Source organism: Sphingomonas sp. ABOLH (genome assembly GCF_003951715.1).
Classification (GTDB): Bacteria; Pseudomonadota; Alphaproteobacteria; order Sphingomonadales; family Sphingomonadaceae; genus Sphingomonas; species Sphingomonas hankookensis_A.
In genome coordinates, this window is sequence record NZ_QQWV01000003.1 from 16,238 (window position 1) to 41,086 (window position 24,849).

The window sequence follows — 24,849 nt, forward strand, 5'->3', positions numbered from 1 at the left end:
GGAGTAGCCGGATGAAGAACCCCTATGTGAACCTCGCGGTGCAGTCGCTGGTCGGCGGCATCATCATGTATTTCGTCATGTTCGTGATGATCGACCGCCTGTCGAGCTTCTACAACAACCTCAACATGTTCTACATGGCGCTGATGATGGTCACGCCGATGATCGTGCTGATGATCGTCGCCATGCCGCACATGTTCCCGTCGAAGCGCGCCAACGGCTTGCTGCTGGTCGGATCGATCGTCGTGTTCGTCGCGAGCTTTGCGCTCATCCGCACGCAGACGACGATCGGCGACACGGCGTTCCTGCGGTCGATGATCCCCCACCACTCGGGCGCGATCCTGATGTGCCGCGAGGCGTCGCTGCGTGACCCCGAGCTGAAGACGCTGTGCCAGGACATCATCCGCTCGCAGCAGCAGGAAATCGATCAGATGAAGGGCATGCTTGCGCGCCAGTGAGGCGCGCCTGACGTCAAGGGGGGCGAATGCGAAGCACGAGGATGCAGCTGCACATAGGCGCGAGCCGGCTTCACCGCTGGCTGGCGCTCGTCGTGGGGGTTCAGCTCCTGCTCTGGTTCACCAGTGGTCTGGTGATGAGCCTGCTGCCGATCGAGCGCGTGCGTGGCGAGCATCTCGTGCAGCGCGAACCCGCCGGGGTGCTTCCGACGCGGTCCTATGCCCCGCTGGAGCGGATCGCGGCGGGATCGCAAATACGCAGCGCGCGCTATCGCCTGCTTCTCGATCGGCCGATCGTCGAGATCGAGACCGCGCCGGGCACGTTTCGGATTCACGATGCCTTGACCGGGGCGCTGCTTCCCGCGGTCGGTGCCCCGGCCGCGGGCGAGATCGCATCGGCCGCCTACACGGGCCGACCGAAACCCCTGTTCGAGGTGACCCGAGTCACTGCCAACACCGCCGAGTATAAGGGACGGCTGCCCGCCTGGCAGGTCGCGTTCGCCGATCCGGATGCGACGCGCGTCTATGTCGACGAGGCCGGGCGGATCGCCGCCGTGCGCACCGAAACTTGGCGCTTCTACGACTTCTTCTGGGCGCTCCACATCATGGACTGGAGCGAGCACGAGAACTTCAACACGCCATGGCTCAAGGCCTTCGCCGCCGGGGGGCTTCTGCTCGCGATCGCCGGGACGATCCTGCTCTATCTGCGCTGGCCGAGAAAAAGGCGCCGCAGGGCGGAGGGGTAGCCGGCGCTCCCCCGTATGGTGGATGAGCGGGGCAACTGGAGAGTTCGTGTGAAAAAAGCAGTCCTGAGCGCCATCGCCCTCGCCGCCATCGCGGGCGGCACCGCCGTTGCGCAGCAGAGCGGCCATGCCGGTCACCGCCAACCGGGCGGAATGACGATGCAGGCGACGCCTGCCAATCCATATCCGCCGGCCGAGATGCGGATGCACGAGAAGATGATGGCCGCCGTCGGCGCCGACGCGACGGAGACCTGGGTCCGCAAGATGATCGAGCACCATCGCGGCGGCATCGAGATGTCGCGCATCGTGCTGCGCGAGACCCGCGACGCCCGCGTCCGCCAGATGGCGACGAAGACCATCGCGGACCAGACGCGGGAAGTCGGGCAGCTCAACGCGTGGCTGCGCGCGCGCGGCAAGCGCACCCAGTGACCCCCCGGCCCCCGCTGCGGCGGGGGCCACCGGCCGCTTCCCAATCGAGGCGCCCGACTGTTCGGGATCGGACTGAGCCTGTATAGGCGCCGGTCAATTTACCTTCACCCGGGGCAGCCCATGCACCACGCTCAGACCAGCGCGCATGTGCACGAACACGTGTTCCTGGGCGACGCACATGACCATCACGCCCGGCGCACGCGCTACGTCGTCGTCCTCACCGCCGCCATGATGGTCGTCGAGATCGTCGCCGGCTGGCTCACCGGCTCGATGGCGCTGCTTGCCGACGGGTTCCACATGGCGACCCATGCAGGGGCGCTCGGCGTCGCGGCGCTCGCCTACGGCTATGCCCGCCGCCACGCTTCCGATGCGCGCTTCACCTTCGGGACCGGCAAGGTCGGCGAGCTCGCCGGGTTTGCAAGCGCGCTCGTGCTGGCCCTCATAGCGCTTGGGATCGGGGCGGAGTCGATCATGCGCCTCTTCGCGGTGTCGACCATCGCCTATGGCGAAGCGCTCTGGATCGCGGTTCTCGGCCTCGCCGTGAACCTCGTCAGCGCCTGGCTGCTCGGTGCCGATCACCACCACGGGCATTCGCACGGACATGACCACCATGGTCACGATCACCATGCCCACGGGCACGGCCATCACGACAACAACCTGCGTTCCGCCTACTTCCACGTCCTGGCCGACGCGCTGACGTCGGTCCTGGCCATCGTCGCGCTGCTCGCGGGGCGCTATCTCGGGTGGGCCTGGGCCGACGCCGCGATGGGCGTCGTCGGCGCCATCGTCATCGCCCGCTGGTCATGGGGCCTGCTGCGCGACACCGGCCGGGTGCTGGTCGACGCAAGCGCGAATCCAGGGCTCGAGCAGGAGATCCGCGAAGGCATAGAGGACGGCGATGCGGTCATCACCGACCTGCATGTCTGGCAGGTCGGCCCCGGCAAGTTCGCAGCGATCGTCTCGCTCGTCGCCGACCAGCCACTGTCACCGGCCGAATACGCCGCGCGGGTGACGATCCACGAGGAACTGGTCCACGTCACGGTGGAGCCGCACCGCTCCACCGGCGGACACCCGCAATTCCGGGCGGCTTGATTTGCGGGGGCGGCATGGCCGCCCCCGCCCCGATCACTTCTTCGGAGTGCCCGACATGTCATGGCCGGCGTGATCGCCGCCCTTCTTCATGTCATGGCAGCAGTCCGACTTCTTGCCGCCCTTCTCCTTGCAGCAGTCCGCGCCTTCCTTGCAGCAGGCCATGTCCTTGCAGCAGTCGGCGGTGGCTGCAGCCGCAGCGCCGGAGATGGTCAGCGCCAACGCTGCGCCCATGATCTTCAACGTGTTCATGTGATATTCCTCAAACTCGATGTTCGTGTGCGAAGTCGGCGGGTCACGCTCGAGGAGGGGGCGGGATCAGCGCTAGGCTCATGCCGGCCATCACCAGCCCACCGGTTTCCAACGCTGCCGGAGGCTTAGGCGCCGAGGCCTGAGGTGAAGGTGACATCGGGGGCACGGCCACGCAGGCGGCGCCACAGGTCGCCTGGACGTTCTTGCGATCGCCGTCCTTGCTGCGTTCATGGGACCCAGCCATGCCATGGCAATCCATGTTAGCATCGGCGCGTGCTTGCGCGACTAGCGGGACTGGCTGGAGCATCCCCGCACACGCGGGGCCCGCGCGCACAACGAGCATGACGCCGATGAGCGCCAAGGCAAGCATGCGGAACGGGTGTGATCCGGACATGGCGACCGTTTTAATGCAGCGGCGTGGCAGCCACAACACTCGATCCAGCAAAGGCGGGCGCTTGCTCATTCGCTAGCGGATCTGGGATGGGCTGGCTGCCGGGGCATGCGCGACAGCGCATCGCGGAGACGGCCGGTGTGGCGCTCGGTGCACCAGGCGAACGCCCAGCAGAACGCGACGGTGATCGAGACGGCGGCAGCCACCATGGCCATACCGACGGTCGTTGGTGGCAGGCGCTGCTCGTTTATGACGATGCCGGCCATCAGCGCGAGCAGCGGGAAGTGGACCGCGTAGAGCGAGAAGCTCGCCTTCGAACCGTAGGACGCCAACGGCCGGGCCCATGCAGGCAGGGCCGGATCGACGCGCATCAGCGTGTGGAGAAGGACCGCGAACGCCGCGGCGAGCGGCAGCTCCAGGCCGTCCAGCCCGCGTAGCCGCACGACGACGAGCATCACGGCGAACATCAGCGCGGAAAGGACCAGCCAGCCGCGCGGCGGGGGCGCCTTCGCATCGCGCTCACCGTTCGCCCAATGGAGCAGCGTGCCGCAGAGCCAGCAGCCGAAGCTGATCGCCAGATGTGGGTTGAACGCGATCAGGCCGGCGGTGATCAGCAGTGGCGAGGGCCGGCGCGAGCGCAGGCTGACCGCCAGCGCGGGAAACCAGATGTAGAACCAGAACTCGAACGCCAGGCTCCAGAGCGGCCCGTTGCTGCCGAACGGCGCCACCAGGATGGTCTGCAGGAAGAGGAGGTTGCCGAGCAGCGTCCGCCAGCTCAGCGTGTCGGCGAGGTCCGGCCGCATGACGTATGTGTCGGTTAGGCCGCGGTGGGTGGTCGAGCCGAGAAGGTCGAGCCCTATCCAGTCGAGCATACCGCCGAGCGCCAGCGCGGGCACCAGCACGATGCCGAGGCGCGAGAGGCGGTCGATCAGATAGGGTTGCCAGCGCCAGCCGCCATCCAGCCGCCGGCTCACGCTGCGCGTGATCCAGAAGCCGCTCAGGACGAAGAAGAGGATGACGCATGCGTGCGCATAGCCGGCGAGGAAATACCCGGCCCTCGCAGGCAGGGACGCGGGCTGCCGATAGTCCTCGATGAGCAGATACCACGCGTGGGCGAACGCGACCGCGGTGGCGAGCACGCATCGCATCGCGTCCATCCAACCGAAGGCACCGGCACCGGCTTCACCGTGAAGGCAGCCGTCCCGCCGGCCTTCCCGTCCTTCGTCTTTCGGTCGCTGCGCATCCCCCATGGGAGCGCATACGGCTCGTGCGGTGTCAGCCCTCGCCGCCGGAATTGGCGACCATCCGGTTCGGGTGGACGTGCAGGCGTCAGTTCCGGCCGAGCAGCTGCGCCAGGGTCAGCCGGGCCCGCCGGATGCGCGTCTCGACGGCCTTCTCGCTGATCGCGAGCACCTCGCTCGCCTCGGCCTGGCTGAGCCCATCGACCGCGCAGAGCACGAGCGGCTCTCGCTGTGACGACGGCAGCTGCGCCACAGCTCGGGCCAGCCGGTTGAGCTCGGCTCGGTCGGACGCCTGCACGTCCTGCAGGGGCTGGTCGTCGGCATGCAGCTCGGCGATCTCCTCGACGGGCGTGGCCAGGCCGAGCATACGCCTGACCGCGCGCCGGCGGGCCCAGTCGCGCGACTTGTTGAGCGCGATGCGCGCGAGCCACGCCGACATGGGCCGGTTCGGATCGAACCGGCGGAGCGCGCCGTGGGCCGATACGAACGTCTCCTGCACGAGGTCCAGCGCCTCGTCCGCGTCGGCGACGTTGGCGAGGATAAGGCGGTAGACCCGCTGGCGGTGCCTTCGCATGATCTCGGCGAACGCCTCGTCGTCCCCGGCAGCCGAACGGCTTGCGAGGTCGCCATCGGCGAGTGCCGCCAGATCGGCCCTCACCGGTCGCCGGTGGTCAGCGACTTGGTGACCGCGCGGTCGAATGCCGCCCTCTGCTCGGGGCGCAGCACTTCGCGCATGGCGAACACGTGCGTGAGCGTCGCCTTCTGCAGCTCGCCCATGGCGCGGTGCGACGCGTCCACGGCCGCGGCTACCTTGGGGCCATTCCCGTGCTCGGCCTCGATGGCGGCGGCGAGCCGCGCGTTGTCGGCGCGCAGCTCCGCCTCCAGCGACTTGCGCTTGCCCGCGAACTCGCGCTCGAGCTGCTCGATGCTGGCTTCCTGACTGGCATCGAGCTTGAGGTCATGGTGCAGCAGGGCGTGCAGTTCCGACGTCTGCGCATGCCGCGCCGGGATGAGCACGCGGCCGACGAACACGCCGCCGATCGCGGCGAGGAAGGCGACGACCGCGACCAGCGCGGTCCAGCGTCCGCGCGTCATCGCTCGGTGAGCAGCAGCGTCGACGGTGCGAGTGGACCCGCCACGCCGAAGGGATCGATGGGGGCGGCGCTCGCGGGCGAAGCCGCGGGGCCGGCAGTCATCGTGCCCAGCACGATCGCACCGACGGCGGCGAAGGCGACGGCGCCGATGCCGGTCCGCGCGCTCGTCCGGTTGGCCCGCACGCGATTGAACACGGCCGCGTCGATCGTGCTCAGCCCGGGATGCTCGTCGTCGGCGACCCGACGGAGTGCGGCATCGAGATCGAAGTCCATGTGGTTCTCCATTCCCCCTAATACGGGTTAGTTGCTAGCAGCCCTCGCCGGTGCGCGCAGTCGAGAAGTGCACCGACGTCCGCGAGGGTCCGAGCGGCGCGGCGCGTATTCCTCGACGATCCCTGATCTCACGATGGAGTCGAAGATGCGTTTCCAAGCTGTCGTCGCCGCTGCCGCCCTCGCGGTGATCGCGGCACCTGCCATGGCCCACCCCAAGCTGGTCTCGGCCAATCCGGCGCCGAACGCCACGGTCGCACCGACGGCGCGGGTCCAGGTGACCTTCACCGAGGCGCTGCTGCCCAAGCTCTCGGGCGCGGACATCGTGATGACGGGCATGCCCGGGATGGACTCGCACCCGCCGATGAAGATGCCTGCCAAGATGGCCGTCAGCCCTGATCGCAAGACGATGATCCTCACGCTGGCGAAGCCGCTGCCCAAGGGCACCTACCGCCTCGACTGGCACGGCGTATCGGCCGATACCCACCGGGTGAAGGGCAGCTACGCCTTCAAGGTCGCCTGACGATGGACTGGGCGGGAATCGCCATCCGGTTCGCGCTCTACCTCGACCTGATGCTAGCCTGCGGCCTGGCAGCTTTCGCGCTGACCGCGCCGGCTGGCACCGCCAGGGTCATGCCGCTGCGCGCGGTGCTTGTCGCGTGCGGGTGCCTTGGTCTCGTGCTTTCCGCAGGCGGCCTGCTCGTCATGACGGCGGCGATGGCGGGCACGACCCTGGCGCAGGTCGACCGCGAGACTCTGACGATGATCGTCGACGAGACGCCCTATGGCGCCGCCTGGACGATTCGGATGGTCGCGCTCGTCCTGGCGGTCGGATCGGCATCGACCATCCGCGGCGCGGAGCCCCCACCGACGCGCATCGCGGCGTCGGCGATCGCCTTCGGGCTGGCGGTCGCCACGCTTGCCTGGGGCGGACACGGCGCGATGAGCGAGGGCGCGCTCGGCCTTCTTCACCTGGGCGCGGACATACTCCACCTGCTCGGGGCGGCCATCTGGATGGGATCCCTTCTCGGCCTCGTCCTGCTCGTCGCCAGACCGGCGGCAAGGATCGACGCCGGGCATCTCGATCTGTCCTGGCGCGCGCTTCACGGCTTCTCGCGCGCGGGCACGGCGGCGGTGGCGATCATCGTCGTCACGGGGGTCGTGAACGGCTGGCTGATCATAGGGCCCGACGGTATGCCCAGCCTGCCCTTCACGCTTTACGGCCAGCTGCTGCTTGCCAAGCTGGGCGCGTTCGCCGCGATGGTGGGGCTGGCATCCTTGAACAGGTTTCGGCTGACCCCGGCCCTTGGATCCGTCGCGTCATCGGGGGCGGCGCGACGTGAGATCGGCGCGTTGCGGCTGAGCCTGGCGTTCGAGGCCGCGCTGGGTATCGCGGTGCTGGCGCTCGTCGCGTGGCTGGGCACGCTGGAGCCGGTCTCGGCGGCCGGATGACGGTGCGGGCAGCTGCGCGACGGCTGCCCGCACGGCCTCACATTCCGCCCATGCCGGTCAGCATCCAGACCGCCATCGCGATCATGCCGAGATTCTCGGTCAGGCTGACGAAGCCGAGCGGCACGTTCGAGCTGCCGCCGACGCACGCGCACTTGAGCTCGCGTTTGTCGATGTAGACCGCCTTGAAGACCGAGACGGCGCCGACCGTGCCGATGAACAGCGCGATCGGGATGGAGAGCCAGTTCAGCGCGCCGGCCACCATGAGGACGCCGGCCAAGCCCTCGGCGAAGGGGTAGACGTAGCCGTAGCGGACCCAGCGCTTGGCGAGCAGGTCATAGTTGAGGAACATGGTCGAGAACTTCTCGACGTCCTGCAGCTTGAGCAGCGCCAGGACGGCCATGCTGAACCCGCCGAACCACTGCAGCGCGTGGAGCGTGAACGGGGATCCGAACGCCGCATGGCTTGCCGCCAGCGCGAGCAGCGCGGTCATGGCGAAGAGCGCGATCACCGGGCGGTAGCTGGTGGCGCCGGGCTCGGCGACCTGCATGCCGAAGTGCCGCCGCAGGTCGTCGTATCCACCGATGCGCCGACCATCGATGAACACCTGCGGCGTCGTCTTCACGCCGTGCTTATCCTTGAACGCGTCCGTCTCGGCGCGCGTCGTGAGATGATGGTCCTCGACCTCGAAGCCCCTGCGCCGAAGCAGGTCCAGGGCCTTGAGGCCATAGGGGCAGGTATGGGTCGGCATCACCATGCGGTGAAGGACGGCGGTGGGACGTTGGGACACGGGGCGCTCCGGTTTGCTGTTCAACTGCACCCGGCCCATATAGGGTCCGTAGTATGGTCCGGAGTCAATAGCCCATGTCGAGGATGACGATCGCACGATTGGCGGAGGCTGGCGGGGTGGGCGTCGAGACGGTGCGTTACTATCAGCGCCGGGGTTTGCTCAGCGAACCCAAGCGGCCGGGCGGCAGCGGGTTCCGCAGCTACGGCGAGCCCGACGTCCGTCGTCTGCGCTTCATCCGGTCGGCGCAGGGTGCTGGGTTCACGCTGGACGAGATCGGCGAACTGCTCGAGCTGGACGCCGTCGATGACCGCGTGCGGGCGCGCGAGCTGGCGAGGTCGCGCGTGGCGGCGCTGGATGCGAGGATCGCAGAGCTGCAGGACGCGCGGTCGGCGCTCGTTCGGCTGGCCGACGCGTGTGGCAGCGGGTCGGCAGGGGCCTGCCCCATCATCACCGCCTTCGAGCCCTGATCACCCGCGCCGCGGAAACGACCGCCACGGCCGCTGCGACGGCGTGAGGGTCAGTCCCAGCACCTGCGCCCGGCCACGAAGCCCGTCGATCGTCCTTCCCATCTCCCGGGCGATCTGCGCCGTCTGCTGGCGGGCCTCGAGTCGGACGCGGAGTTCGGCGTCGTCCTCGTCCGTCCATCGGCGCGGCGCCCGCCGCGCCGCCGGCGGCTTCTCGTCATCAGTCGTGGAGATGCTCGCTCTCCTCGCACGCCTCGCCCGGTCCCTCGGTCTGGATCGTCGCGTGCTCGATGCCGAACCGCTCGTCGATCAGCTCGGTGACGGCCTTGCGGACGGTGTCGGCATCGGCGCCCGGCGCCAAGGTGACATGCATGGTGCAGCTGACGTCGTCGTTCGACATCGACCAGACGTGGAGGTCGTGGAGGCCGGCGACGCCGGGGACGGCAGAGACCGCCGCCCGCACCTCGACCAGCCGCAGGCCCGAAGGCACGCCCTCGAGCAGGACGTTCGTCGTGTCGCGCAGCAGGACCCAGGTCCGTGGCAGCACCCACAGGCCGATCGCCACGGCGACGATCGGGTCGATCCAGGTCCAGCCGGTGAACTTGATGGCGAGCGCGCCGATGATGACGCTGACCGACCCGATCATGTCCGCCCACACCTCGAGATAGGCGCCCTTGACGTTGAAGCTGCCTTCCTTGCCCGCGGTGAGCAGGCGCATCGAGACCAGGTTCACGACGAGGCCGATCGCCGCGACGATCAGCATGCCCCAAGATTGCACCGGCTCGGGATCGGTGAACCGCTGGATTGCCTCGACGAAGACGTAGATCGCGATGCCGAACAGCAGGATCGCGTTGAACGCGGCGGCCAGGATCTCGAAGCGCCGGTAGCCGAAGGTGCGGCGGTCGTCCGGCGGGCGCTGCCCGATCCGGATGGCCATCAGCGCGATCACCAGCGCGGCGACGTCGGTGAGCATGTGGGCGGCGTCCGACAGCAGTGCGAGGCTGTTGAACACGAAGCCGCCGACGACCTCGGCCACTAGGTAGGTGGACGTGAGCGCGAGCGCCCAGCCGAGCATCTTCGCGTTCGCGCCCGCGGTGTGGTCGTGGGAATGACCGCCTGATCCGTGATCATGCGCCATGCGTCTGCACTCCTTCGATGTCGGTGGTTGCGTCCGTCGCGCTCGCCTCGATCCGCCGCTGGCCGAAGCGGGCGTAGAGCGTCGGCAGGACGAACAGCGTCAGCAGCGTGGCCGAGATCAGTCCGCCGATGACCACCGTCGCCAGCGGCTTCTGCACCTCGGCACCGGCCCCGTGCCCGAGCGCCATCGGCACGAAGCCGAGCGAGGCGACGAGCGCCGTCATCGCGACCGGCCGCAGCCTTGCCAGCGCGCCCTCGCGGGCGGCTGCCGCGCGGTCGAGGCCTCGCGCCAGCAGGTCCTGGATCGCGGACAGCATCACCAGTCCGTTGAGCACCGCGACCCCGGACAGCGCGATGAACCCGACGGCGGCCGAGATCGAGAATGGCATGCCCCTTAGCAGCAGCGCGAGGATGCCCCCGACCAGGGCCAGCGGCACGCCGGTGAAGACGATCAGCGCGTCGCGGACCGAGCCAAGCGCCCCGTAGAGCAGCAGCATAATGACCGCGAAGCAGATCGGCACCACGACCATCAGCCGGTCACGCGCCGAGGCCAGGTTCTCGAACTGGCCGCCCCATTCGAGGTAGGTGCCTGGCGGCATCTTCACCCGGGCGCCGATCGCCGCCTGCGCGTCCGCCACGACGCCCGCGACATCGCGGCCGCGCACGTTCGCCTGCACGACGACGCGGCGCTTGCCGTTCTCGCGGCTGATCTGGTTCGGGCCGTCGATGATCTCGATGTTCGCGACGGTCGAGAGCGGGACGAACCCGCCCTCGGCCGTTGGCACGGGTACCTGCGCGATGGCGGTGAGATCGGAGCGTGCCGACTCCGGCAGGCGGATCACGACCGGGAACCGCCGGTCGCCCTCGAAGATCATGCCGGCCTCGCGCCCGCCGATCGCGGCGGCGACCGTGTCCTGCACGTCGCCCGCGGTCACCCCGACCCGCGACATCGCGGTGCGGTTCGGCCGGATGTCCAGCATCGGCAGCCCCTCCGTCTGCTCGACCCGCACGTCGGTCGCGCCCTGCGTCCGGCGCAGCACGCCGGCGATCGCCTCCGCCGTCGCGTTCATCTGGGCGAAGTCGTCGCCGAACACCTTCACCGCGACGTCCCCGCGCACGCCCGCGATCAGCTCGTTGAAGCGCATCTGGATGGGCTGGGTGATCTCGTAGTTGTTGCCCGGGAGGGTCGAGAGTCGCCTTTCCAGCCGCTCGACGAACTCGGCCTTGCCGAGGTTCGGGTCGGGCCATTGTTCCCTCGGCTTCAGGATCACGAAGGTGTCGGTGATGTTCGCAGGCATCGGGTCGGAGGCGATCTCCGACGTGCCGGTCCGCGAAAACGCGAACTGGACCTCGGGCTCCTTGGCGATCGCCTTCTCGACCTGCGCCTGCATCGCCTGGCTCTGGTCGACCGACGTGCCGGGGATCCGGATCGCCTGGACCAGCACGTTGCCCTCGTCGAGCTGCGGCAGGAACTCCTGTCCGAGCGTCGTGAAGGCGACGGCCGACAGCGCGAGCGCGCCGAGGGCGATGCCGAGCGTGGCGTTCGGGCGGCGCAGCGCGGTGTCGAGGCCCGGCTCGTAGCGCCGGCGGAGCGCGGATATGATCCGCCCCTCCTTTTCCTCCACCCGCTTGCTCAGCCAAATCGCGATCGCCGCGGGCACGAAGGTCAGCGACAGGACGAACGCGAAGACCAGCGCGATGATCACTGTCAGCGCCATGGGTTCGAACATCTTGCCCTCGACGCCCGTGAAGGTGAGCAGCGGCGCGTAGACGAGGATGATGATCGCCTGGCCGTAGACGGACGGGCGGATCATCTCGCGCGCCGACGCCGCGACGATGGCGAGCCGTTCCTTCAGCGGCAACGCGTCGCCGCGTCCATGCTGCGCCTCGCCCAGCCGCCGCAGCGAGTTCTCCACGATGATCACCGCCCCGTCGACGATCAGGCCGAAGTCGAGCGCGCCGAGGCTCATCAGGTTGGCGGACACGCCCGCCTGCAGCATGCCGATGCTGGTCAGCAGCATGGTGATGGGGATCACCATCGCGGCGATGAGCGCCGCGCGGAAGTTGCCCAGCAGCGCGAACAGCACGACGATGACGAGCAGCGCGCCCTCGGCGAGGTTGCGCGCCACGGTCGATATGGTCGAGTTGACGAGGTCGGTGCGGTTGAGCACCGGCTTGACCACCACGTCGACGGGCAGCGACGGCCCGATCTCCTCCAGGCGCTCCGACACGCCCGTCGAGACGGTGCGGCTGTTCTCGCCGATCCGCATGACGGCGGTGCCGACGACCACCTCGCGGCCGTTCTCGGACGCGGAGCCCATGCGCAGGCCCTGACCGGTCCTGACCTCCGCCACCTGGCTCAGCACGATGGCCACGCCTTCGCGCGTGGCGATCACCGTCCGAGCCAGTTCGTCGGCCGTGCGGACGCGGCCGTCGGCGCGCACCGACAGGCCCTCGCCGTTGCGGTTGACGACGCCCGCGCCGGCGCTGGTGTTGTTGCGCTCGAGTGCGGTGGCGAGGTCCTGCAGCGTGATCTTCATCGCCGCCATGCGCTGCACGTCGGGGACGACCAGATATTCCTTGGTGTAGCCGCCCAGTGAGTCGATGCCGGCCAGGCCGGCGGTGCCCTTCAGCTGCGGCGCGACGATCCAGTCCTGCACGGTGCGGAGGTAGGTCGCCTTGTCAGCCTCGCTGACGAGATGGTCGCCCTCGGGGCTGATGTAGCTGCCGTCGGGCTGCAGCCCGGGCTCGCCGCTCTTGTGGTTGACCTTGTCGAGCTCGCGGTATTCGACGGTCCACATGAAGATGTCGCCGAGGCCGGTGGCGATCGGGCCCATCTCGGGGTTCACGCCCTCTGGCAGGTCCTCCTCGGCCGTGCGCAGGCGCTCGGACACCTGCTGGCGCGCGAAGTAGATGTCGGTGCCCTCGTCGAACACCGCCGTGATCTGGGCGAACCCGTTGCGGCTGAGCGAGCGGGTGTATTCGAGGCCGGGGATGCCCGCGAGCGCGGTCTCTACCGTGAAGGCGACCTGCTTCTCGACCTGGTCGGGTGAGAGCGCTGGTGCGACGACGTTGATCTGGACCTGGTTGTTGGTGATGTCGGGGACGGCATCGATCGGCAGCCGCTGGAGCGCGAGCATGCCGGCGATGGCGGCGACGGCGGTGAGCAGCAGGACGAACCAGCGCCGCTCCACCGAGAAGGTGACGATGCGGGCGATCATGGCTCAGTCCTCATGGCTCGCCTCGCCCTTTCCGAGCTCGGCCTTGAGGGTGAAGGAGTTGGTGGACGCGATGCGTTCGTCACCGTTGAGACCGGCCGTGACTATGACCTGGCCGCCGTTGCGACGGCCGAGCGTCACCGGCACCGCCTTGAAGCCGGTCGCGGTGCGCACGAAGACGTGCGGCTTGTCCTCGATCATCTGGACGGCGGCCGACGGCACGGCGACGGTCCGGTCGCCGCCTGCCGGCACGATGACGGACGCGTTGACGGTCTCGCCCACGCGCCAGGTGTTGCCGCCGTTGTCGAGCGTGGCGATGACCGGCACCAGCCGGGTGGTCTCGTCGAGGACCGGCGACACGAACGTGACCCGTGCGGCCTGCCGACGCCCGGGACCTGTGACCTCGACCTGCGCGCCGGGCTGCACGCGCCCGGCATCCGCCGGCAGCAGCGACATCGCGACCGATACCTTCGACAGGTTGGCGATGCGGAACAGCTCCGCGTCCGCCGCCACGGTCTGGCCGAGGGTGGCCGACCGGGCGATGACCTGCCCGGAGATGGGCGAGCGCACGGTGACGCGGTTGAGCGCCCCTCCGCCGCCGCCGGTTGCGGCGAGCTGCTGCTGCGCGAGGCGGAGCGCGATGTTGGCCTCGGTCGCCGCCGTGCGGGCGGCAATCAGGTCCTGCTCGGGCGAGACGCGCTCGGCGAACAGACGCTGCTCGCGCCGGAGGTTGGACTGTGCCAGTGCCGCCCGGGCGCGCGCCGCCTCGATCTCGCCCTTCAGCGATGCCGCCTCGCGGCTCTCGATCACGGCGAGCACGTCGCCGCGTCCGACGGATTGCCCAAGGTTCCTGGTCAGCGATACGAGCCGCCCGCCGATCGCGGCGGACGCGACCTGCACGCCCTGCGGATCGCCCTCGATCGTGGCGCTCACCTCGATGGCGCCGGCGACGCCGCCGACCGTCGGCCGGACGACCTCGATGCCCGCGTCGGTGATCTGCTGCTGGGTGAGCGTGACCACGCCCTCCTCGGCGTGGCCTTCCTCGGCCGCGTGCTCGCCGGCGGCGTTCTCCGCCGGCGCTTCGGTGCCGCCGCCGCAGCCGGCGAGCGTCAGTGCTAGGGTCGCGGGGACGAGCGCCCGCAGGATGGTCTTCTTCATGGCTGGACTTCCGTGTTGGCTGGCGCGCGGGCGGTGAGCCGCTCCAGGCGCGCCTCGGCGTCGTGATAGGCGGCGAGCGCGTCGATGGCGGCCGAGCGGGTCTGGGCGAGCGTGCGCTCCGCCTCGAGCAGGTCGAGCTGGCCGAACTTGCCCTCGCGGTAACCGATGCGGGCGATGCGGGCGGCCTCCTGAGCCGCCGCGAGCGCCGGGCCGTTTGCCGCTCGCGCGTTCGCCTCCGCGTTGGCGAGGTCGGTCTCCGCCGTGGCGATCGCCCGCTGCGCGTCGAACAGCGCGACCCGCCGCAGCGCCTCGGCCTGGTCCCGTTCTGCGCGGGCGGCGTCGACGCCGGCGCGGCCGTTGTTGAACAACGGGATCGGCACGCTGACGCCGAATACCGCCGCCACGTCGTTGGTGGCCTCCAGCCGGCGGGCACCTGCGCTCAGCGTGAGGTCCGGGACCCGCTGGCTGCGCGCCAACCGCACCTGCGCATTGGCGGTCGCGACCTCCGCCTCCGCCGCGGCCAGGGCAAGCGTCCCTTCCGGACTGATGGGAAGCCGCGGGCCGAGGCCGGCGGCGACCCTGTCGAACCAGCCGAGATCGAGGGCGCCGGGGTCGCGCACGATCAGCCGTGCCAGGTTGGCGCGCGCGAGTGTCACCGCCCGCTCGGCCTGGGCGAGCGCGGTGTCCGCGTTGATGCGAGCGACGTCGGCGCGCTGCTCCTCCAGTGGGGAGGCCCGGCCGGCGCGGACGCGCACGTTCGCCGCCCTCAGTCCCTCGGTGGCGATGCGCCGCTGGTCGCGCGCGATCAGCAGCCGGCGTTCGGACGCCACCGCCTCGTTGTAGGCCTGGGTGACGCGGAGCCTGAGATCGGCACGGGCCGTCACCACCGCCAGTCGGGCACGGGCGGTCTGCGTGTCCGCCACTGCGATCCGCGCGGAGCGCTTGCCGCCGAGCTCCAGCGGCAGCGACATGCCGACGGTCGTCTCGGCGCCGCGGATGCCGCTGTATGCGCCCGTGCCGACGACGTTCTCGACCTCCACGTTGACCGAGGGGTTGGGCCGCTGCCCGGCGACGCGGCGCTGGGCCTCGGCGGCCCTGACCCCGGCGTCCGCTGCCCCGATCCCCGGCGCATTGGCGCCTGCGAGGTCGAGCGCCTGTTCAAGCGTGAGCCCATCCTGCGCGGCTGCCGGTGGACTGGTCTGCGCCTGCGCGGACGATGCGCAGACGGATGCGGCCAGCGCGGCCGCGATGATGCGATGCATGTGTTGCTCCTGACGTGGGATGACGGCCGCCGGGTTCCGGCGGCGCGGCGCACGTCAGGCGATCGGCGGTCTCAGCGTGGAGTCGGCCTGGACCATCGCGAGTTCGGCGCTGTCGCCGGCCATGTGCTCGCCCGCGCTCGCTCGCGGGGCGGCGTGCGCCACCCGGTCGAGCGGGGCGGCGACGTGGTGGCCGTGGCAGCCACCGTGGTGATGCGGGTAGCCCTTCTCGGAATCGGCGGGCACCTGGTCGGCATCGCCATCGACGTGACCGGCGACCGCGGCCGCTTCGACACCCGGGATGCACATCTGCTCGTTCGCGTGCGCGGCCACGCCCAGCCCCATGGAGGCTAGGAGCGCGAGGCCGATCAGGAAGCGCAGCATGCGTGACACGAGGGACCGCATAGCATCGTCTGACCGGCGTGTCAGCGACGGAGCGGTCACGGTTTCGGCTCCGCTTCGATCGTGGCACGCAGGTCTGCGGGGATCGGCATGGGCTGGAACGCGCTGACGTTGGAGCGGCCCGTGTTGCCGACCGGTATCCGACCCGTCAGCGAGCCGATCGGCGCCAGGGCCAGCCGCAGCGTCTGGCCCGCGACTTCGCGCAGGTCGCGCTGGCGAACGGCATAGCCGAGCAAGGTCCAGTGCACCCGCAGGTGCAGCGGAAGATCGGGTTGCGAAAGGATGTGGGCACGTTCCAGCGCCCACCAGGCGGCGCCGATGTCGCCGATGGCGGCCGAGGCGTCGTGTCGCTCGAGTTCAAGCCCGACGAGTTCGCGCAGTCTCGACTTGACGAGGTCCGTCATCATGCTGCTCCCCTCTGTAGGATCTGGGCGCGACGCTCGCGGCTCAGCTCGGCGCGCGCCTGCCGGATGATCTGGACGCCGCCCGAGATGCCGAGCGTGGCCATGGTCCCGGCGACGAGCAGGTCCGGCCAGGCAGTGCCGGTGCCGAACACGCCGGCGGCGGCGAGGACGACGGCGACGTTGCCGATGGCGTCGTTGCGCGAGCAGATCCAGACGGAGCGCATGTTCGCGTCGCCCGTCCGGTAGCGGTAGAGCATCATCGCGACGGCGGCGTTGGCGACTAGGGCGGCCACGCCGACCACGCCCATCACCTCGGCCTCGGGCGTGCCGCCGTGCCCGACCGCCCAGGCCGTCGTGGCGAACACGTACATGCCGAGCAGCGCCAGTGTGCCGCCCTTCAGCAGGGCCGCGCGGGCTCGCCAGGCGAGCGCCATGCCCGCGACCCCGAGGCTGATCGCATAGTTCGCGGCGTCGCCCAGGAAGTCGAGCGCGTCCGCCTGCAGCGCCTTCGAGCCGCCCGCGACGCCCGCCGCCATCTCGGCGACGAACATGGTCGCGTTCACGGCGAGCGCGATCCAGAGCGCGCGGCGCCACGACGGGCTGTTGTTGGGGTCGGGCTTCCCCGACGCGCAGCTGCTGCAGGCCATTTCCACCTCGTGCGACTCGACGTGGATGGGTATATGGACCCTGTAGCAACTATAGACTCAAGGGGTTTCGTGGCCGACCTGACGATCGGACGACTGGCCGCCGCGACCGGTGTGAAGGTGGAGACGATTCGCTACTACGAGCGGGCGGGCCTGATCGCGCCGCCGGCCAGGACGGGCGGCAACTACCGCTCGTACTCAACGGGCGATCTCGACAGGCTGCGCTTCATCCGGAAGACGCGGGACCTAGGCTTCACGCTCGAGGAGATCAGGGCGATGCTGGACCTGGCGCGCCAACGGGACCGTTCGTGCGACACAATCGATGCCATCGCGTCGAAGCACCTGGCCGACGTGGATCGCAAGATCGCCGACCTGCGCGGCCTGCGACGCGAGCTCTCCGCCATCATCTCGAACTGCGCGGGTGGCACGGTGGGCGACTGCCGCATCCTGGAGGCGTTCGGCGACGAGAGACTTCGCGACAACGCAAGCTAGCTCATCGTTCGTCGGATCAGATGCACCGGCACGACATCCTTGCCGGGTGCGCGACGCCGCCGCTATGCCATGTCGATGGGATTCCACCGCGAGATTCTGGCGCTCGAAGACGAGGACTTGGAACGGTTCGTCCGCGACTGGATCGCGCGGAAGACGTCGGACTATGTCGAGGTCCAGCGATTCTCCGGCGCGGGCGACCTGGGTCGCGACATCGTCGGCTTCCTGACCGATCGACGTCACGAGGGGCCATGGCACAACTATCAGTGCAAGCAGTATGGGCGGACCTTGGCGACGTCGTCAGCGCTGCTCGAGCTGGGCAAGATCCTGTATCATAGCGATAGCGGCGAATTCACGCCGCCGACCGCCTACTTCTTCGTCGCCCCACGCGGGATGGGCCGGGATCTGGAGAAACTGGTCTTCAATCCATCCGAGTTGCGCACGGCGCTGATCGACCGCTGGAACGCGGTTTGCGCCAAGAAGATCGTGACCGGGCAGACCATCGCGCTGGAGGGGTCGCTGCTGGCGCTCGTCAACGCGTTCGACTTCGGCCAGGTCAAGCGGCTGACGGTCGACGACATCCTGGGCGACGAGACTGCGGCGCCCGTGCTGGCGAAGTGGTTCGGCGCAGACCCCGGCCCCGCGCCCCGCGGTATCGTGCCGTTGGACGTGGACGTCCGCGAACAGCTGTATCTCGGCCAGCTCATCGACGCGTATGGCGAGCGCGCCGGATCGCCGTTCGACGATCACGTCGCCGTGGGGGATCATCCCGAATTCGGCGAGCACTTGCAGGATCAGCGCAAGCGGTTCTTCGAAGCCGACGCCTTCAACCGGTTCTACAGGGACAACACGCTGGAGGAGGATCTCGAGGCCCTTCACGACGATGTCTATCACGGCGTCAGCGGCCATTATCGCGGCAATCATGGCGACACGCTCGGGCGGATCGACGCCGTGATGTCGCAGGCGGCCGCCGTGACGCCCGGCGGACTGCTCGCGCGGCACGCGCGGGTCCCGGTGAAGCAGGGCTTCTGCCATCACTTCGCCAACGACGGGAAGTTCGTGTGGAAGAGGTGATCGACCGGTCCGAGGTGATCGGGCTTTTCAACAGCAAGCTCGAGACGGGCACCCGTGCGGTCATCGTGCTGGATGCGGCCTATCCACGGACGCTCGACCTCGCCCGGCTGACCTGGTTCGACCACCTGGTCGTTCACACGGGAGACGCGGGCGGGCCGCCGAGCCTGCACCCTCCGTTGCCTGAGCGGACCGGGGAGCTGCTCGTCCGCCGAAGGCTTGTCGAGGACAGTCTCACGCTCATGCGGCGCGTCCACCTCGTCGACGCTGTCGCAGACGAACATGGCGTCTCGTTCCGCGCGAGCGACGAGGCGGCGCCGTTCGTCAGCCTGATGCGCACCGAATACGCCCAAGCCTTGAAGACTTGCGCGAAGTGGCTCGTCGACCACTTCGCCGATCTGTCCGCCGAGGAATTGGCGCGGCAGGTGGAGCATCGGCTGGACAGGTGGTCGGTCGAGTTCAGCTCGGACGGCGCCCAACCTGGCGGTGGATCCTGATGACGATCGTGATCCGCAAGATCGCCTTCTCGGGTCCGGGCATCGTCTCCGAACTCGACTTCGCCGATGGGCTCAACCTCGTCTACGGCGCTTCGAACACGGGCAAGTCCTTCGCCACCAAGGCGATTGACTACATGCTGGGCGGCTCGCGGCTGCTGCCGGACATCAGCGAGCGACGCCCGTATGAGCGGGTCTGGCTAGGCCTGTCGACACCAGACGGCGACGAGATGCTGTCGCGCGCACTGGCTGGCGGGAACTTCGCCGTCCGCCCAGGCCTGGCCGTTCCGCAGGATGGTGCGGACGATGTCCGCGTCCTCGGCGCCAAGCACGATCACACTGACGACGCGAACCTATCGCAGTTCCTGTTGGGTCAGGTCGGTCTGCGCGGGAAGCGGATCGCGGTCGACGCGAACGGGAAGAAGCGGTCGCTCAGCTTCCGCGATATCTCGCGCTTTTGCATCGTCGACGAGACGACGATCCAGAGCGAGGGTTCGCCCATTCAGACCGGAAGCCCGGTCACCCAGACGGCGGAGCGCAGCGCCTTCAAGCTGCTGCTGACCGGGATCGACGACAGCGCGATCGTCGAAGTGGTGGACAGCCGCACGTTCAAGTCATCGACCTCGGCACAGATCGAGATGCTGGACGACATGCTCGCGGCCGTCGACGCGGAGATCGAGAACGGGTTCGCCGATGCGGACGAGCTGAAGGAGCAGAACGACCGCCTCGAGGCGACGTTCGTCGCTGCTCAGGCCGATCTCGATGCGGCTCAGGGTTCCATCCGGGACCTGCTCGAACGCAAGCGGCGACTGGGGTTGGAGGTCTCGATGGCCACGGCCCGCCTCGACGACATCGACCTGAGCCTTGAGCGGTTTGCGCAGCTCGATTCGGTTTATGTGTCCGACATCCAGCGCCTTGAGGCGCTGGACGAGGCGGGGTTCCTGCTGACGCTTGGCGGCGGGCGGGACTGTCCCCTCTGCGGGGCTGCGCCCGACAGCCAGCATCATCATGAGGAGGTCGGTGACGTCGAGCGGGTGCGCGCCGCGGCAGCTGCCGAAGCCGCGAAGATCGTCAGGCAGCGCGCTGATCTGGCGAGCACGATGGCTCAGCTGGTTACGGATCGGCTGAGGCTGGTCGACCATCTGCCTACCGTTCGAGAAAGCCTTCAGGATACTGAGGCACAGCTGGAGCGCCTGACGCCGGGCGCCACCGAGGCTCGTCGCGCCATGTCCGAGATCATGGAGGTGCGTGACCAGGTCAGGCGTGGCCTGGCGCTGCTCGATCAGCGGAAGTCGCTTCTGGAACGCCGCGCCGAGATTGCGGCGCGCAAGCCTGCAGGCAAGGCGGATCGCCCCCGGATAGGGGTCGATGGTCCGACGGTGCACGAGTTCGCCCAAGTCGTCAGCCAGGTCCTGAGCGCCTGGAATTTTCCCGGCGACCGCCACGTGTCGTTCGACGAGGCGAGCTACGATCTGCGTATCGACGGGAAGTTGCGAGGTCATAACGGAAAGGGCGTGCGTGCCATCACGCACGCCGCGTTCAAGGTGGCGCTGCTGGTATTCTGCAAGGAGCGCGGGCTGCCGCATCCTGGCTTCCTGGTGCTCGATACGCCGCTGCTCACCTACCGCGATCCGATCGGTGACGATGCGTTGACGGAGGACGAGCGTGCTCTGGTCGCCTCATCGCTCAAGCAGCACTTCTTCAGCCATCTCGCATCGTTGAAGGAAATGGGTCAGTTCATCGTCGTCGAGAACGTGGACCCGCCCGCTGGCCTAGAAGCAGGCGCTAAGGTCATCGTGTTTCGAGGGGGGTCGAGCGGACGCGCGGGCCTGCTCTAGCAGAGCGTGATTAGGTCATTATGCAGGCCTAGAAGATGCGCGCAGCACAAGGGCTACGCCTATCTATCCGATGCCGAGTTCGACGCGCTCGCACGAACGCCACTGGCTGAGTCGCGCCGGATTTACGATCGGGTCGAGACGAGCGCCAACTGGGTCGCAGGCTTGGTGGCTGCCGGCCTTGTCACGTTCGCCGCTTGGGAATCGGGTGCCATCGATGCGCTGTGCCGCGCGCTTCTACTGATCGCATGTAGGTGAAGTCGCCGGCTCAGGCCTTGGGCTTGCCGCCGTCGTAGGTGATCGATGGCGCACCACGCTGAACGCAGCAGTCGCTCACGAGGAACGTCGCAAGGTCGCGCACAGGTCCTGGCTCCGCTTTGTAGATTACGTTGCGGCCGGCCTTGGTCGATGAGACTAGCCCTGCGCGCGAGAGAATGGTCAGATGGACGGACATGGTGCTGGCGGGCGTCCCAATCCGCTCCGCAAGCCCGCCGGCGGAGAGACCGTCCGGCATCGCGCGCGACAGGTGGGTGAAGACCTCCAGACGGGTCGGCTGCGCCAGCGCGCTCATCACCTCGATCGCTTTCATCTTTTCCACTCCACTAGAATAGTCGAAGCGTCAGCCGCTGCAAGCGCTCATGATCCGGCCGGCGGTGATTTCCACGCCGTTAACCACCAAAATACATTTCGGCATTCCTAGAAGGATTGAAATGATTGGGATTGGTTCTACATTGATCCGGTCCGATCATTGGTCGCCGTGATCGGGCGGGTCTGCGTCAGGTCCATCGGCGACGGGAGCAAGGCCATGAACGCCATGACTCTGAATGCGAAATACCAGACCGTCCCCGCATCGACCGCAGGCACCTCGGTCGAGTATCTGGACCCCCTGGATGCGGACGAAAGCTCCGACGCCGTGGTGACGACCTCCCGCCGGGCCCTGACCCGCGTGGCGCTGGTCGCCGCCGAGGCGGGCGCGCGGTTCCAGCGCGAAGGTATCGGCCACGATCCGATGGCGTGGATGTTGGCGCCCCGCCGCCTCTTCCGCGGATCGGCAGCGCTGGAGGCTTGCCTCGACCGGGACAACTGCCTGCGCGCCGTTCTGCTGCACGGCCTGTCGATCGGCCTCGATGCGGCGCCGGCGCGTATCGACGCCATCCTCGCCGACGGCCTCGGCGAGGATGACTTCGGCGGCCCTTGGTCCGGCGGCGCCCGCGGCGACGTTTCGGGCGGCGCGCCGGGCGCTCCGCGGCTGCGTCTCTATAGCGCGGTCGTCGTGATCGCTCGCGGTGGGGAGCTGCTCCACGCCTTCCACGCTTCGCTGGCGCCGTCGGCCGCCGTGGTTCGCGAGCGCATCCGCGCGCGGTTCGGGTCCGCGGCTGCTGCGCAGGCCGAGATCCGCGTCGGGTTCGATCCGGAATGCCCGGCGACGATCGGAATGGTGCCGCCTGCGGTGGTCGACACCCTGATCGCGGTGGGCCGGCGGCGGCGGCGCGCGAGCTTCGAGGGCCTGGACATCACGGTCGAGCAGCGCCTCCCCTCCTGATCCTCGCCACGGCGCCCCCAGCGCCGACCGCTCAGCAACCTATCCCAACCGAAATGGAGACAGACCATGACGTTCTCGAACGTCGGGCGCGAACTCGCGCCCGCGGAAGACGGCGATTCGTCCGTTCGCCTCCTGCACAGGCTCGACGTGCAGGAGGGGCCGACCGGCGACGGCATCGCCAAGGGTCCGCATGTCGGACTGGTGCTCGACGTGGAGACCACGGGCCTCGACGTCGAACGCGACGCCATCATCGAACTTGCGATGCGCCGGTTCAGGTATGACGATCAGGGCGTCATCACCCACATCGACCGCGCCTACGAATGGACCGAGGACCCGGGAAAGCCGATCCCGCCGGAGATCGCGATGCTGACCGGCCTTCGCGACGAGGACGTCGCCGGTCAGATCATCGACGACGAGGCTGCGGTTCGCCTGCTGCGATCGGCCACCATCGTGATCGCCCACCACAGTAGGTTCGACCGTCGCTGGGTCGAGCGTCGGCTCGAGGGGGCACAGGGTCTCGCCTGGGCCTGCACCATGGAGCAGGTCGACTGGCGCAGCCGTGGCTTCGATGGTCGGAGCCTCGGCTTCCTGCTCTGTCAGGCAGGATGGTTCCACGACGGCCACCGGGCGGGCGCCGACGTGGATGCGGTGATCCAGCTCCTTCGTCACCCGTTCGAGGACGGCCGGACCGCGCTCGCCGATCTGCTCGAGCGTTCCGCAAGCCCGAGCTGGGTGGTGCGCGCCGTGGGTGCGGACTTCTCGGTCAAGGATCTGCTCCGGTCGCGCGGATACCGTTGGGACCCCGCCCGCAAGACCTGGTGGACCGAGGTCACCGACGACGAGCGCGGGCGCGAGGAGTTCTGGCTGGCGGCCAACGTCTATTCGACTTCGGCGAGGGCGCTCGGGCCGACGTTCGAGGAGATCTCGGCCACGACGAGGTTCCTGTGACCGCCGCCGGCCACCGCCGCGACCGCCGCGCCGCGGACCGCACGGCGCTGCTCGTCGAAGCGCCCGACGTCGGCGCGGGCTGCTGGCCCGCCGTCGACGCGGAAGCGGGATCGGTGCTGCTCGTCCGACGCGTTGCGCCGGATGCCGGGCGGCGCGACGCCATCTGGGACGCCCATCTCGATCCCCGGTCGGCCCGCGAGGTCTTCGACTGGATGACGAGGCGACCCGATCAGTGGTCGTTGTGGGCGCGCCTGGCGTTCCTGTTCGGCGACCAGGCCGTCTCCGCCATCGTGGTCGAGGGCGCTCGCCGCGATGCGGATGAGGCCGCGGTGCAGGAGGAGACCGCGCGGCTCGAGGCCGAGGAGCGCCGCCGGCTGCACGAGCGCATCGAGCTCTTCATCCTCGATCCCAAGAACCAGCGCCCCGGCCTGTCGCTGGAAAGCGGGGACGAGGACAAGCCGTTCTTTGTCATGCGCTTTTCCGAGAAGTGGGAGCGCGAGCGCGTGCTGGACTGGATGCGCTGGCAGAGGCCGCGCTTCGCCGAGTTTCGCACCCTGGTCGCGGCCGAGGGGGCGGTCGCGCTCGAACGCGTGGTCATCGCCGGCATGCGACAGACGGAGGCGGACGTGAAGCGCCGCGGCCTGGGCTCAGGCGGCCGCCGCCCGCTCAGGTTCTGGAGGGGCGAATGAACGCGGCCGCTCCCGACGGCGGCCCGTTGGCCGTCGGCCTGCCTGCGCAACGCCCCTTCGAAGGGCCGGCGTCGGTCCTCGTGGCGCAGGGCTTCACGCCCGACGCGATGCTGCTGGGCCTGGACGCGGCGCTTCCGCTGTGTGGCGGCGGGGACAGAATCCGCAGGCGGCTGACCGCGGACCTGGGCTTCGGCTGGCAGTCGTCTCTGCGCGGCGTGATCGACCGCGCGGTATTGCGGCAGGAGGCGACCGGGGCCGACTGGCTGACGCTTCCCCCGCTGATGCTGAGCGGTCCTGCGGGGGTCGGACGCACGCACGTCGCGCGCCGGATCGCGAGCCAGGCCGAGTTGCCGCATGTCGGCGTGACGGTCGGCGGAGCGTTCGGTATCGAGCAGCTGCGGCCGACCGCATGCGGGCCGGACCTGATACTGCCGTCGGCGCCTGTTCTCGCCATGGCCGTGTCGCGCTGCGCCAACCCCATCGTCAGCGTCTGCGGTATCGACGATCTCGATGCGGCCGGGCAGACCGATCTGGCGCGTATGATCGATCCCGCGACGGCGGAACGGTGGGTGGATTATGCCTGCGGTGCGACCGTCGACCTGCGTCACGTGAACTGGATGATCCAGGTGCAGGAACCGGCGGCGCTAACGCCGACGCTGCTGCGCCTGCTTGAGCCGGTTCCCCTCCGCTTCCCGGAAGATCAGGACGTCCCGCTTCACCTCGTCGAGATCTTGGCCGAAGCGGCCGTCGATCATGGCGTTGTCGATCGCGTCGGCGGGCTCGCCGAGGACGGACTGGCTTACCTCGCGCGCCTTCGCGGCGAGCGGTCCGTCGCGAGGATCTACGCCGACGCATGCCCGTGGCTCGATGCCCAATTCCAACAATGAGGAAGGA

At 69.0% G+C, this 24,849-nt stretch carries 29 protein-coding genes; 15 read left to right on the forward strand and 14 right to left on the reverse strand.

The genetic code is table 11. The annotated features are described in order from the left end of the window. Window positions 1–11: 11 nt before the first annotated feature. The 4 genes from CA237_RS01955 (at window position 12) to dmeF (ending at window position 2,716) form a co-directional block, all read left to right on the forward strand. Window positions 12–455 carry a DUF305 domain-containing protein gene (locus CA237_RS01955; protein ID WP_066686856.1) on the forward strand — a complete coding sequence of 148 codons (444 nt, stop codon included), beginning with the start codon at window positions 12–14 and terminating at the stop codon, window positions 453–455. 41 nt (window positions 456–496) lie between these two features. Next, on the forward strand, window positions 497–1,198 hold the full coding sequence (locus CA237_RS01960; RefSeq protein ID WP_126012676.1) for a PepSY domain-containing protein: 702 nt from the start codon (window positions 497–499) through the stop codon (window positions 1,196–1,198). A gap of 48 nt (window positions 1,199–1,246) precedes the next feature. Continuing rightward, complete coding sequence (locus tag CA237_RS01965; protein ID WP_232307816.1) at window positions 1,247–1,624, forward strand: DUF305 domain-containing protein; 378 nt, start codon at window positions 1,247–1,249, stop codon at window positions 1,622–1,624. A 120-nt stretch (window positions 1,625–1,744) separates the two neighbouring features. After that, window positions 1,745–2,716 (forward strand): CDF family Co(II)/Ni(II) efflux transporter DmeF, encoded by a 972-nt coding sequence (dmeF, locus tag CA237_RS01970; protein ID WP_126012573.1) that lies wholly within the window; start codon window positions 1,745–1,747, stop codon window positions 2,714–2,716. A 33-nt stretch (window positions 2,717–2,749) separates the two neighbouring features. Here dmeF and CA237_RS01975 read toward each other — a convergent pair whose 3' ends face one another. The 5 genes from CA237_RS01975 to CA237_RS01995 all read right to left on the reverse strand — a co-directional run bounded on the left by CA237_RS01975 (window position 2,750) and on the right by CA237_RS01995 (window position 5,964). Further along, window positions 2,750–2,965: a hypothetical protein gene (locus CA237_RS01975; RefSeq protein WP_066686847.1), complete on the reverse strand. Its 216-nt coding sequence runs from the start codon at window positions 2,963–2,965 to the stop codon at window positions 2,750–2,752. Window positions 2,966–3,424: 459 nt separating this feature from the next. Next, window positions 3,425–4,606, reverse strand: a complete 1,182-nt coding sequence (locus CA237_RS01980; protein ID WP_084401167.1) for an acyltransferase — start codon at window positions 4,604–4,606, stop codon at window positions 3,425–3,427. Window positions 4,607–4,685: 79 nt separating this feature from the next. Continuing rightward, window positions 4,686–5,255, reverse strand: coding sequence for an RNA polymerase sigma factor (locus CA237_RS01985; RefSeq protein WP_066686839.1), 570 nt, complete (start codon window positions 5,253–5,255; stop codon window positions 4,686–4,688). Beyond that, window positions 5,252–5,692: a periplasmic heavy metal sensor gene (locus CA237_RS01990; protein ID WP_066686836.1), complete on the reverse strand. Its 441-nt coding sequence runs from the start codon at window positions 5,690–5,692 to the stop codon at window positions 5,252–5,254. Before CA237_RS01990 ends, CA237_RS01985 begins: the two co-directional genes overlap by 4 nt. Then, on the reverse strand, window positions 5,689–5,964 hold the full coding sequence (locus CA237_RS01995; protein ID WP_066686833.1) for a hypothetical protein: 276 nt from the start codon (window positions 5,962–5,964) through the stop codon (window positions 5,689–5,691). The genes CA237_RS01990 and CA237_RS01995 overlap by 4 nt, the downstream gene beginning before the upstream one ends. 145 nt (window positions 5,965–6,109) lie before the next feature. Here CA237_RS01995 and copC point away from each other — a divergent pair, with 145 nt between their 5' ends. Both copC and copD read left to right on the forward strand, forming a co-directional pair. Next, window positions 6,110–6,484: a copper homeostasis periplasmic binding protein CopC gene (gene copC / locus CA237_RS02000; RefSeq protein ID WP_066688011.1), complete on the forward strand. Its 375-nt coding sequence runs from the start codon at window positions 6,110–6,112 to the stop codon at window positions 6,482–6,484. A 2-nt stretch (window positions 6,485–6,486) separates the two neighbouring features. Beyond that, the gene (gene copD / locus CA237_RS02005) at window positions 6,487–7,413 is read left to right on the forward strand and encodes a copper homeostasis membrane protein CopD (RefSeq protein ID WP_066686830.1); all 927 of its coding nucleotides are present in this window, start codon (window positions 6,487–6,489) and stop codon (window positions 7,411–7,413) included. A gap of 37 nt (window positions 7,414–7,450) precedes the next feature. Here copD and CA237_RS02010 read toward each other — a convergent pair whose 3' ends face one another. After that, window positions 7,451–8,239 (reverse strand): glutaredoxin family protein, encoded by a 789-nt coding sequence (locus CA237_RS02010; protein ID WP_126012576.1) that lies wholly within the window; start codon window positions 8,237–8,239, stop codon window positions 7,451–7,453. A 35-nt stretch (window positions 8,240–8,274) separates the two neighbouring features. Between CA237_RS02010 and CA237_RS02015 the strand changes: the two genes are divergently transcribed. Continuing rightward, window positions 8,275–8,667, forward strand: a complete 393-nt coding sequence (locus tag CA237_RS02015; protein ID WP_066686826.1) for a MerR family DNA-binding protein — start codon at window positions 8,275–8,277, stop codon at window positions 8,665–8,667. 217 nt (window positions 8,668–8,884) lie between these two features. Here the strand turns inward: CA237_RS02015 and CA237_RS02020 are convergent, their stop codons facing one another. From CA237_RS02020 to CA237_RS02050, 7 genes are read right to left on the reverse strand one after another with little or no spacing between them, the layout of a single operon-like run. Beyond that, complete coding sequence (locus CA237_RS02020; RefSeq protein WP_066686823.1) at window positions 8,885–9,802, reverse strand: cation diffusion facilitator family transporter; 918 nt, start codon at window positions 9,800–9,802, stop codon at window positions 8,885–8,887. Then, window positions 9,792–13,022 (reverse strand): CusA/CzcA family heavy metal efflux RND transporter, encoded by a 3,231-nt coding sequence (locus tag CA237_RS02025; protein WP_126012578.1) that lies wholly within the window; start codon window positions 13,020–13,022, stop codon window positions 9,792–9,794. The genes CA237_RS02020 and CA237_RS02025 overlap by 11 nt, the downstream gene beginning before the upstream one ends. Before the next feature lie 3 nt (window positions 13,023–13,025). Beyond that, the gene (locus tag CA237_RS02030) at window positions 13,026–14,177 is read right to left on the reverse strand and encodes an efflux RND transporter periplasmic adaptor subunit (protein ID WP_066686818.1); all 1,152 of its coding nucleotides are present in this window, start codon (window positions 14,175–14,177) and stop codon (window positions 13,026–13,028) included. After that, window positions 14,174–15,439, reverse strand: coding sequence for a TolC family protein (locus tag CA237_RS02035; protein WP_066686815.1), 1,266 nt, complete (start codon window positions 15,437–15,439; stop codon window positions 14,174–14,176). The genes CA237_RS02030 and CA237_RS02035 overlap by 4 nt, the downstream gene beginning before the upstream one ends. 54 nt (window positions 15,440–15,493) lie before the next feature. Further along, complete coding sequence (locus CA237_RS02040; protein WP_126012581.1) at window positions 15,494–15,820, reverse strand: hypothetical protein; 327 nt, start codon at window positions 15,818–15,820, stop codon at window positions 15,494–15,496. 56 nt (window positions 15,821–15,876) lie between these two features. After that, window positions 15,877–16,242: a DUF3703 domain-containing protein gene (locus CA237_RS02045; RefSeq protein WP_084401239.1), complete on the reverse strand. Its 366-nt coding sequence runs from the start codon at window positions 16,240–16,242 to the stop codon at window positions 15,877–15,879. Beyond that, window positions 16,242–16,889 (reverse strand): cation transporter, encoded by a 648-nt coding sequence (locus tag CA237_RS02050; protein WP_066686809.1) that lies wholly within the window; start codon window positions 16,887–16,889, stop codon window positions 16,242–16,244. The genes CA237_RS02045 and CA237_RS02050 overlap by 1 nt, the downstream gene beginning before the upstream one ends. 78 nt (window positions 16,890–16,967) lie before the next feature. Between CA237_RS02050 and CA237_RS02055 the strand changes: the two genes are divergently transcribed. The 4 genes from CA237_RS02055 to CA237_RS02070 all read left to right on the forward strand — a co-directional run bounded on the left by CA237_RS02055 (window position 16,968) and on the right by CA237_RS02070 (window position 20,778). Next, window positions 16,968–17,378: a helix-turn-helix domain-containing protein gene (locus tag CA237_RS02055; RefSeq protein WP_232307843.1), complete on the forward strand. Its 411-nt coding sequence runs from the start codon at window positions 16,968–16,970 to the stop codon at window positions 17,376–17,378. Between the two features lie 69 nt (window positions 17,379–17,447). Then, complete coding sequence (locus CA237_RS02060) at window positions 17,448–18,449, forward strand: ABC-three component system protein (protein ID WP_164523809.1); 1,002 nt, start codon at window positions 17,448–17,450, stop codon at window positions 18,447–18,449. After that, window positions 18,437–18,943, forward strand: coding sequence for an ABC-three component system middle component 2 (locus CA237_RS02065; RefSeq protein ID WP_206432935.1), 507 nt, complete (start codon window positions 18,437–18,439; stop codon window positions 18,941–18,943). The genes CA237_RS02060 and CA237_RS02065 overlap by 13 nt, the downstream gene beginning before the upstream one ends. After that, window positions 18,943–20,778, forward strand: a complete 1,836-nt coding sequence (locus tag CA237_RS02070) for a hypothetical protein (RefSeq protein ID WP_066686802.1) — start codon at window positions 18,943–18,945, stop codon at window positions 20,776–20,778. The genes CA237_RS02065 and CA237_RS02070 overlap by 1 nt, the downstream gene beginning before the upstream one ends. A 265-nt stretch (window positions 20,779–21,043) precedes the next feature. Here the strand turns inward: CA237_RS02070 and CA237_RS02075 are convergent, their stop codons facing one another. Beyond that, entirely contained in the window at window positions 21,044–21,364 is a 321-nt protein-coding gene (locus CA237_RS02075; RefSeq protein ID WP_232307842.1) for a metalloregulator ArsR/SmtB family transcription factor, read from the reverse strand. Between the two features lie 216 nt (window positions 21,365–21,580). On the opposite strand from CA237_RS02075, the gene CA237_RS19860 reads away from it, so the two are divergent. The 4 genes from CA237_RS19860 (at window position 21,581) to CA237_RS02095 (ending at window position 24,842) form a co-directional block, all read left to right on the forward strand. Beyond that, complete coding sequence (locus tag CA237_RS19860) at window positions 21,581–22,318, forward strand: hypothetical protein (protein ID WP_198158464.1); 738 nt, start codon at window positions 21,581–21,583, stop codon at window positions 22,316–22,318. A 66-nt stretch (window positions 22,319–22,384) separates the two neighbouring features. Then, window positions 22,385–23,266 carry a 3'-5' exonuclease gene (locus CA237_RS02085; protein ID WP_084401166.1) on the forward strand — a complete coding sequence of 294 codons (882 nt, stop codon included), beginning with the start codon at window positions 22,385–22,387 and terminating at the stop codon, window positions 23,264–23,266. After that, window positions 23,263–23,955, forward strand: coding sequence for a hypothetical protein (locus CA237_RS02090; RefSeq protein ID WP_066686792.1), 693 nt, complete (start codon window positions 23,263–23,265; stop codon window positions 23,953–23,955). The genes CA237_RS02085 and CA237_RS02090 overlap by 4 nt, the downstream gene beginning before the upstream one ends. Continuing rightward, entirely contained in the window at window positions 23,952–24,842 is an 891-nt protein-coding gene (locus CA237_RS02095) for a hypothetical protein (protein ID WP_126012587.1), read from the forward strand. Before CA237_RS02090 ends, CA237_RS02095 begins: the two co-directional genes overlap by 4 nt. The last annotated feature ends 7 nt before the right edge of the window (window positions 24,843–24,849 follow it).

What these genes read in the sequence shown, in the direction of transcription:
- CA237_RS01955 (WP_066686856.1), top strand. Translation starts at nt 12, where the DNA reads ATGAAGAACCCCTATGTGAACCTCGCGGTGCAGTCGCTGGTCGGCGGC.
- CA237_RS01960 (WP_126012676.1), top strand. Translation starts at nt 497, where the DNA reads ATGCAGCTGCACATAGGCGCGAGCCGGCTTCACCGCTGGCTGGCGCTC.
- dmeF (WP_126012573.1), top strand. Translation starts at nt 1,745, where the DNA reads ATGCACCACGCTCAGACCAGCGCGCATGTGCACGAACACGTGTTCCTG.
- CA237_RS01975 (WP_066686847.1), bottom strand. Translation starts at nt 2,965, where the DNA reads ATGAACACGTTGAAGATCATGGGCGCAGCGTTGGCGCTGACCATCTCC.
- CA237_RS01980 (WP_084401167.1), bottom strand. Translation starts at nt 4,606, where the DNA reads ATGGGGGATGCGCAGCGACCGAAAGACGAAGGACGGGAAGGCCGGCGG.
- CA237_RS01990 (WP_066686836.1), bottom strand. Translation starts at nt 5,692, where the DNA reads ATGACGCGCGGACGCTGGACCGCGCTGGTCGCGGTCGTCGCCTTCCTC.
- CA237_RS01995 (WP_066686833.1), bottom strand. Translation starts at nt 5,964, where the DNA reads ATGGACTTCGATCTCGATGCCGCACTCCGTCGGGTCGCCGACGACGAG.
- copC (WP_066688011.1), top strand. Translation starts at nt 6,110, where the DNA reads ATGCGTTTCCAAGCTGTCGTCGCCGCTGCCGCCCTCGCGGTGATCGCG.
- copD (WP_066686830.1), top strand. Translation starts at nt 6,487, where the DNA reads ATGGACTGGGCGGGAATCGCCATCCGGTTCGCGCTCTACCTCGACCTG.
- CA237_RS02010 (WP_126012576.1), bottom strand. Translation starts at nt 8,239, where the DNA reads ATGGGCCGGGTGCAGTTGAACAGCAAACCGGAGCGCCCCGTGTCCCAA.
- CA237_RS02015 (WP_066686826.1), top strand. Translation starts at nt 8,275, where the DNA reads ATGTCGAGGATGACGATCGCACGATTGGCGGAGGCTGGCGGGGTGGGC.
- CA237_RS02020 (WP_066686823.1), bottom strand. Translation starts at nt 9,802, where the DNA reads ATGGCGCATGATCACGGATCAGGCGGTCATTCCCACGACCACACCGCG.
- CA237_RS02025 (WP_126012578.1), bottom strand. Translation starts at nt 13,022, where the DNA reads ATGATCGCCCGCATCGTCACCTTCTCGGTGGAGCGGCGCTGGTTCGTC.
- CA237_RS02030 (WP_066686818.1), bottom strand. Translation starts at nt 14,177, where the DNA reads ATGAAGAAGACCATCCTGCGGGCGCTCGTCCCCGCGACCCTAGCACTG.
- CA237_RS02035 (WP_066686815.1), bottom strand. Translation starts at nt 15,439, where the DNA reads ATGCATCGCATCATCGCGGCCGCGCTGGCCGCATCCGTCTGCGCATCG.
- CA237_RS02040 (WP_126012581.1), bottom strand. Translation starts at nt 15,820, where the DNA reads ATGCTGCGCTTCCTGATCGGCCTCGCGCTCCTAGCCTCCATGGGGCTG.
- CA237_RS02045 (WP_084401239.1), bottom strand. Translation starts at nt 16,242, where the DNA reads ATGACGGACCTCGTCAAGTCGAGACTGCGCGAACTCGTCGGGCTTGAA.
- CA237_RS02050 (WP_066686809.1), bottom strand. Translation starts at nt 16,889, where the DNA reads ATGGCCTGCAGCAGCTGCGCGTCGGGGAAGCCCGACCCCAACAACAGC.
- CA237_RS02060 (WP_164523809.1), top strand. Translation starts at nt 17,448, where the DNA reads ATGTCGATGGGATTCCACCGCGAGATTCTGGCGCTCGAAGACGAGGAC.
- CA237_RS02070 (WP_066686802.1), top strand. Translation starts at nt 18,943, where the DNA reads ATGACGATCGTGATCCGCAAGATCGCCTTCTCGGGTCCGGGCATCGTC.
- CA237_RS02075 (WP_232307842.1), bottom strand. Translation starts at nt 21,364, where the DNA reads ATGAAAGCGATCGAGGTGATGAGCGCGCTGGCGCAGCCGACCCGTCTG.
- CA237_RS19860 (WP_198158464.1), top strand. Translation starts at nt 21,581, where the DNA reads ATGAACGCCATGACTCTGAATGCGAAATACCAGACCGTCCCCGCATCG.
- CA237_RS02085 (WP_084401166.1), top strand. Translation starts at nt 22,385, where the DNA reads ATGACGTTCTCGAACGTCGGGCGCGAACTCGCGCCCGCGGAAGACGGC.
- CA237_RS02095 (WP_126012587.1), top strand. Translation starts at nt 23,952, where the DNA reads ATGAACGCGGCCGCTCCCGACGGCGGCCCGTTGGCCGTCGGCCTGCCT.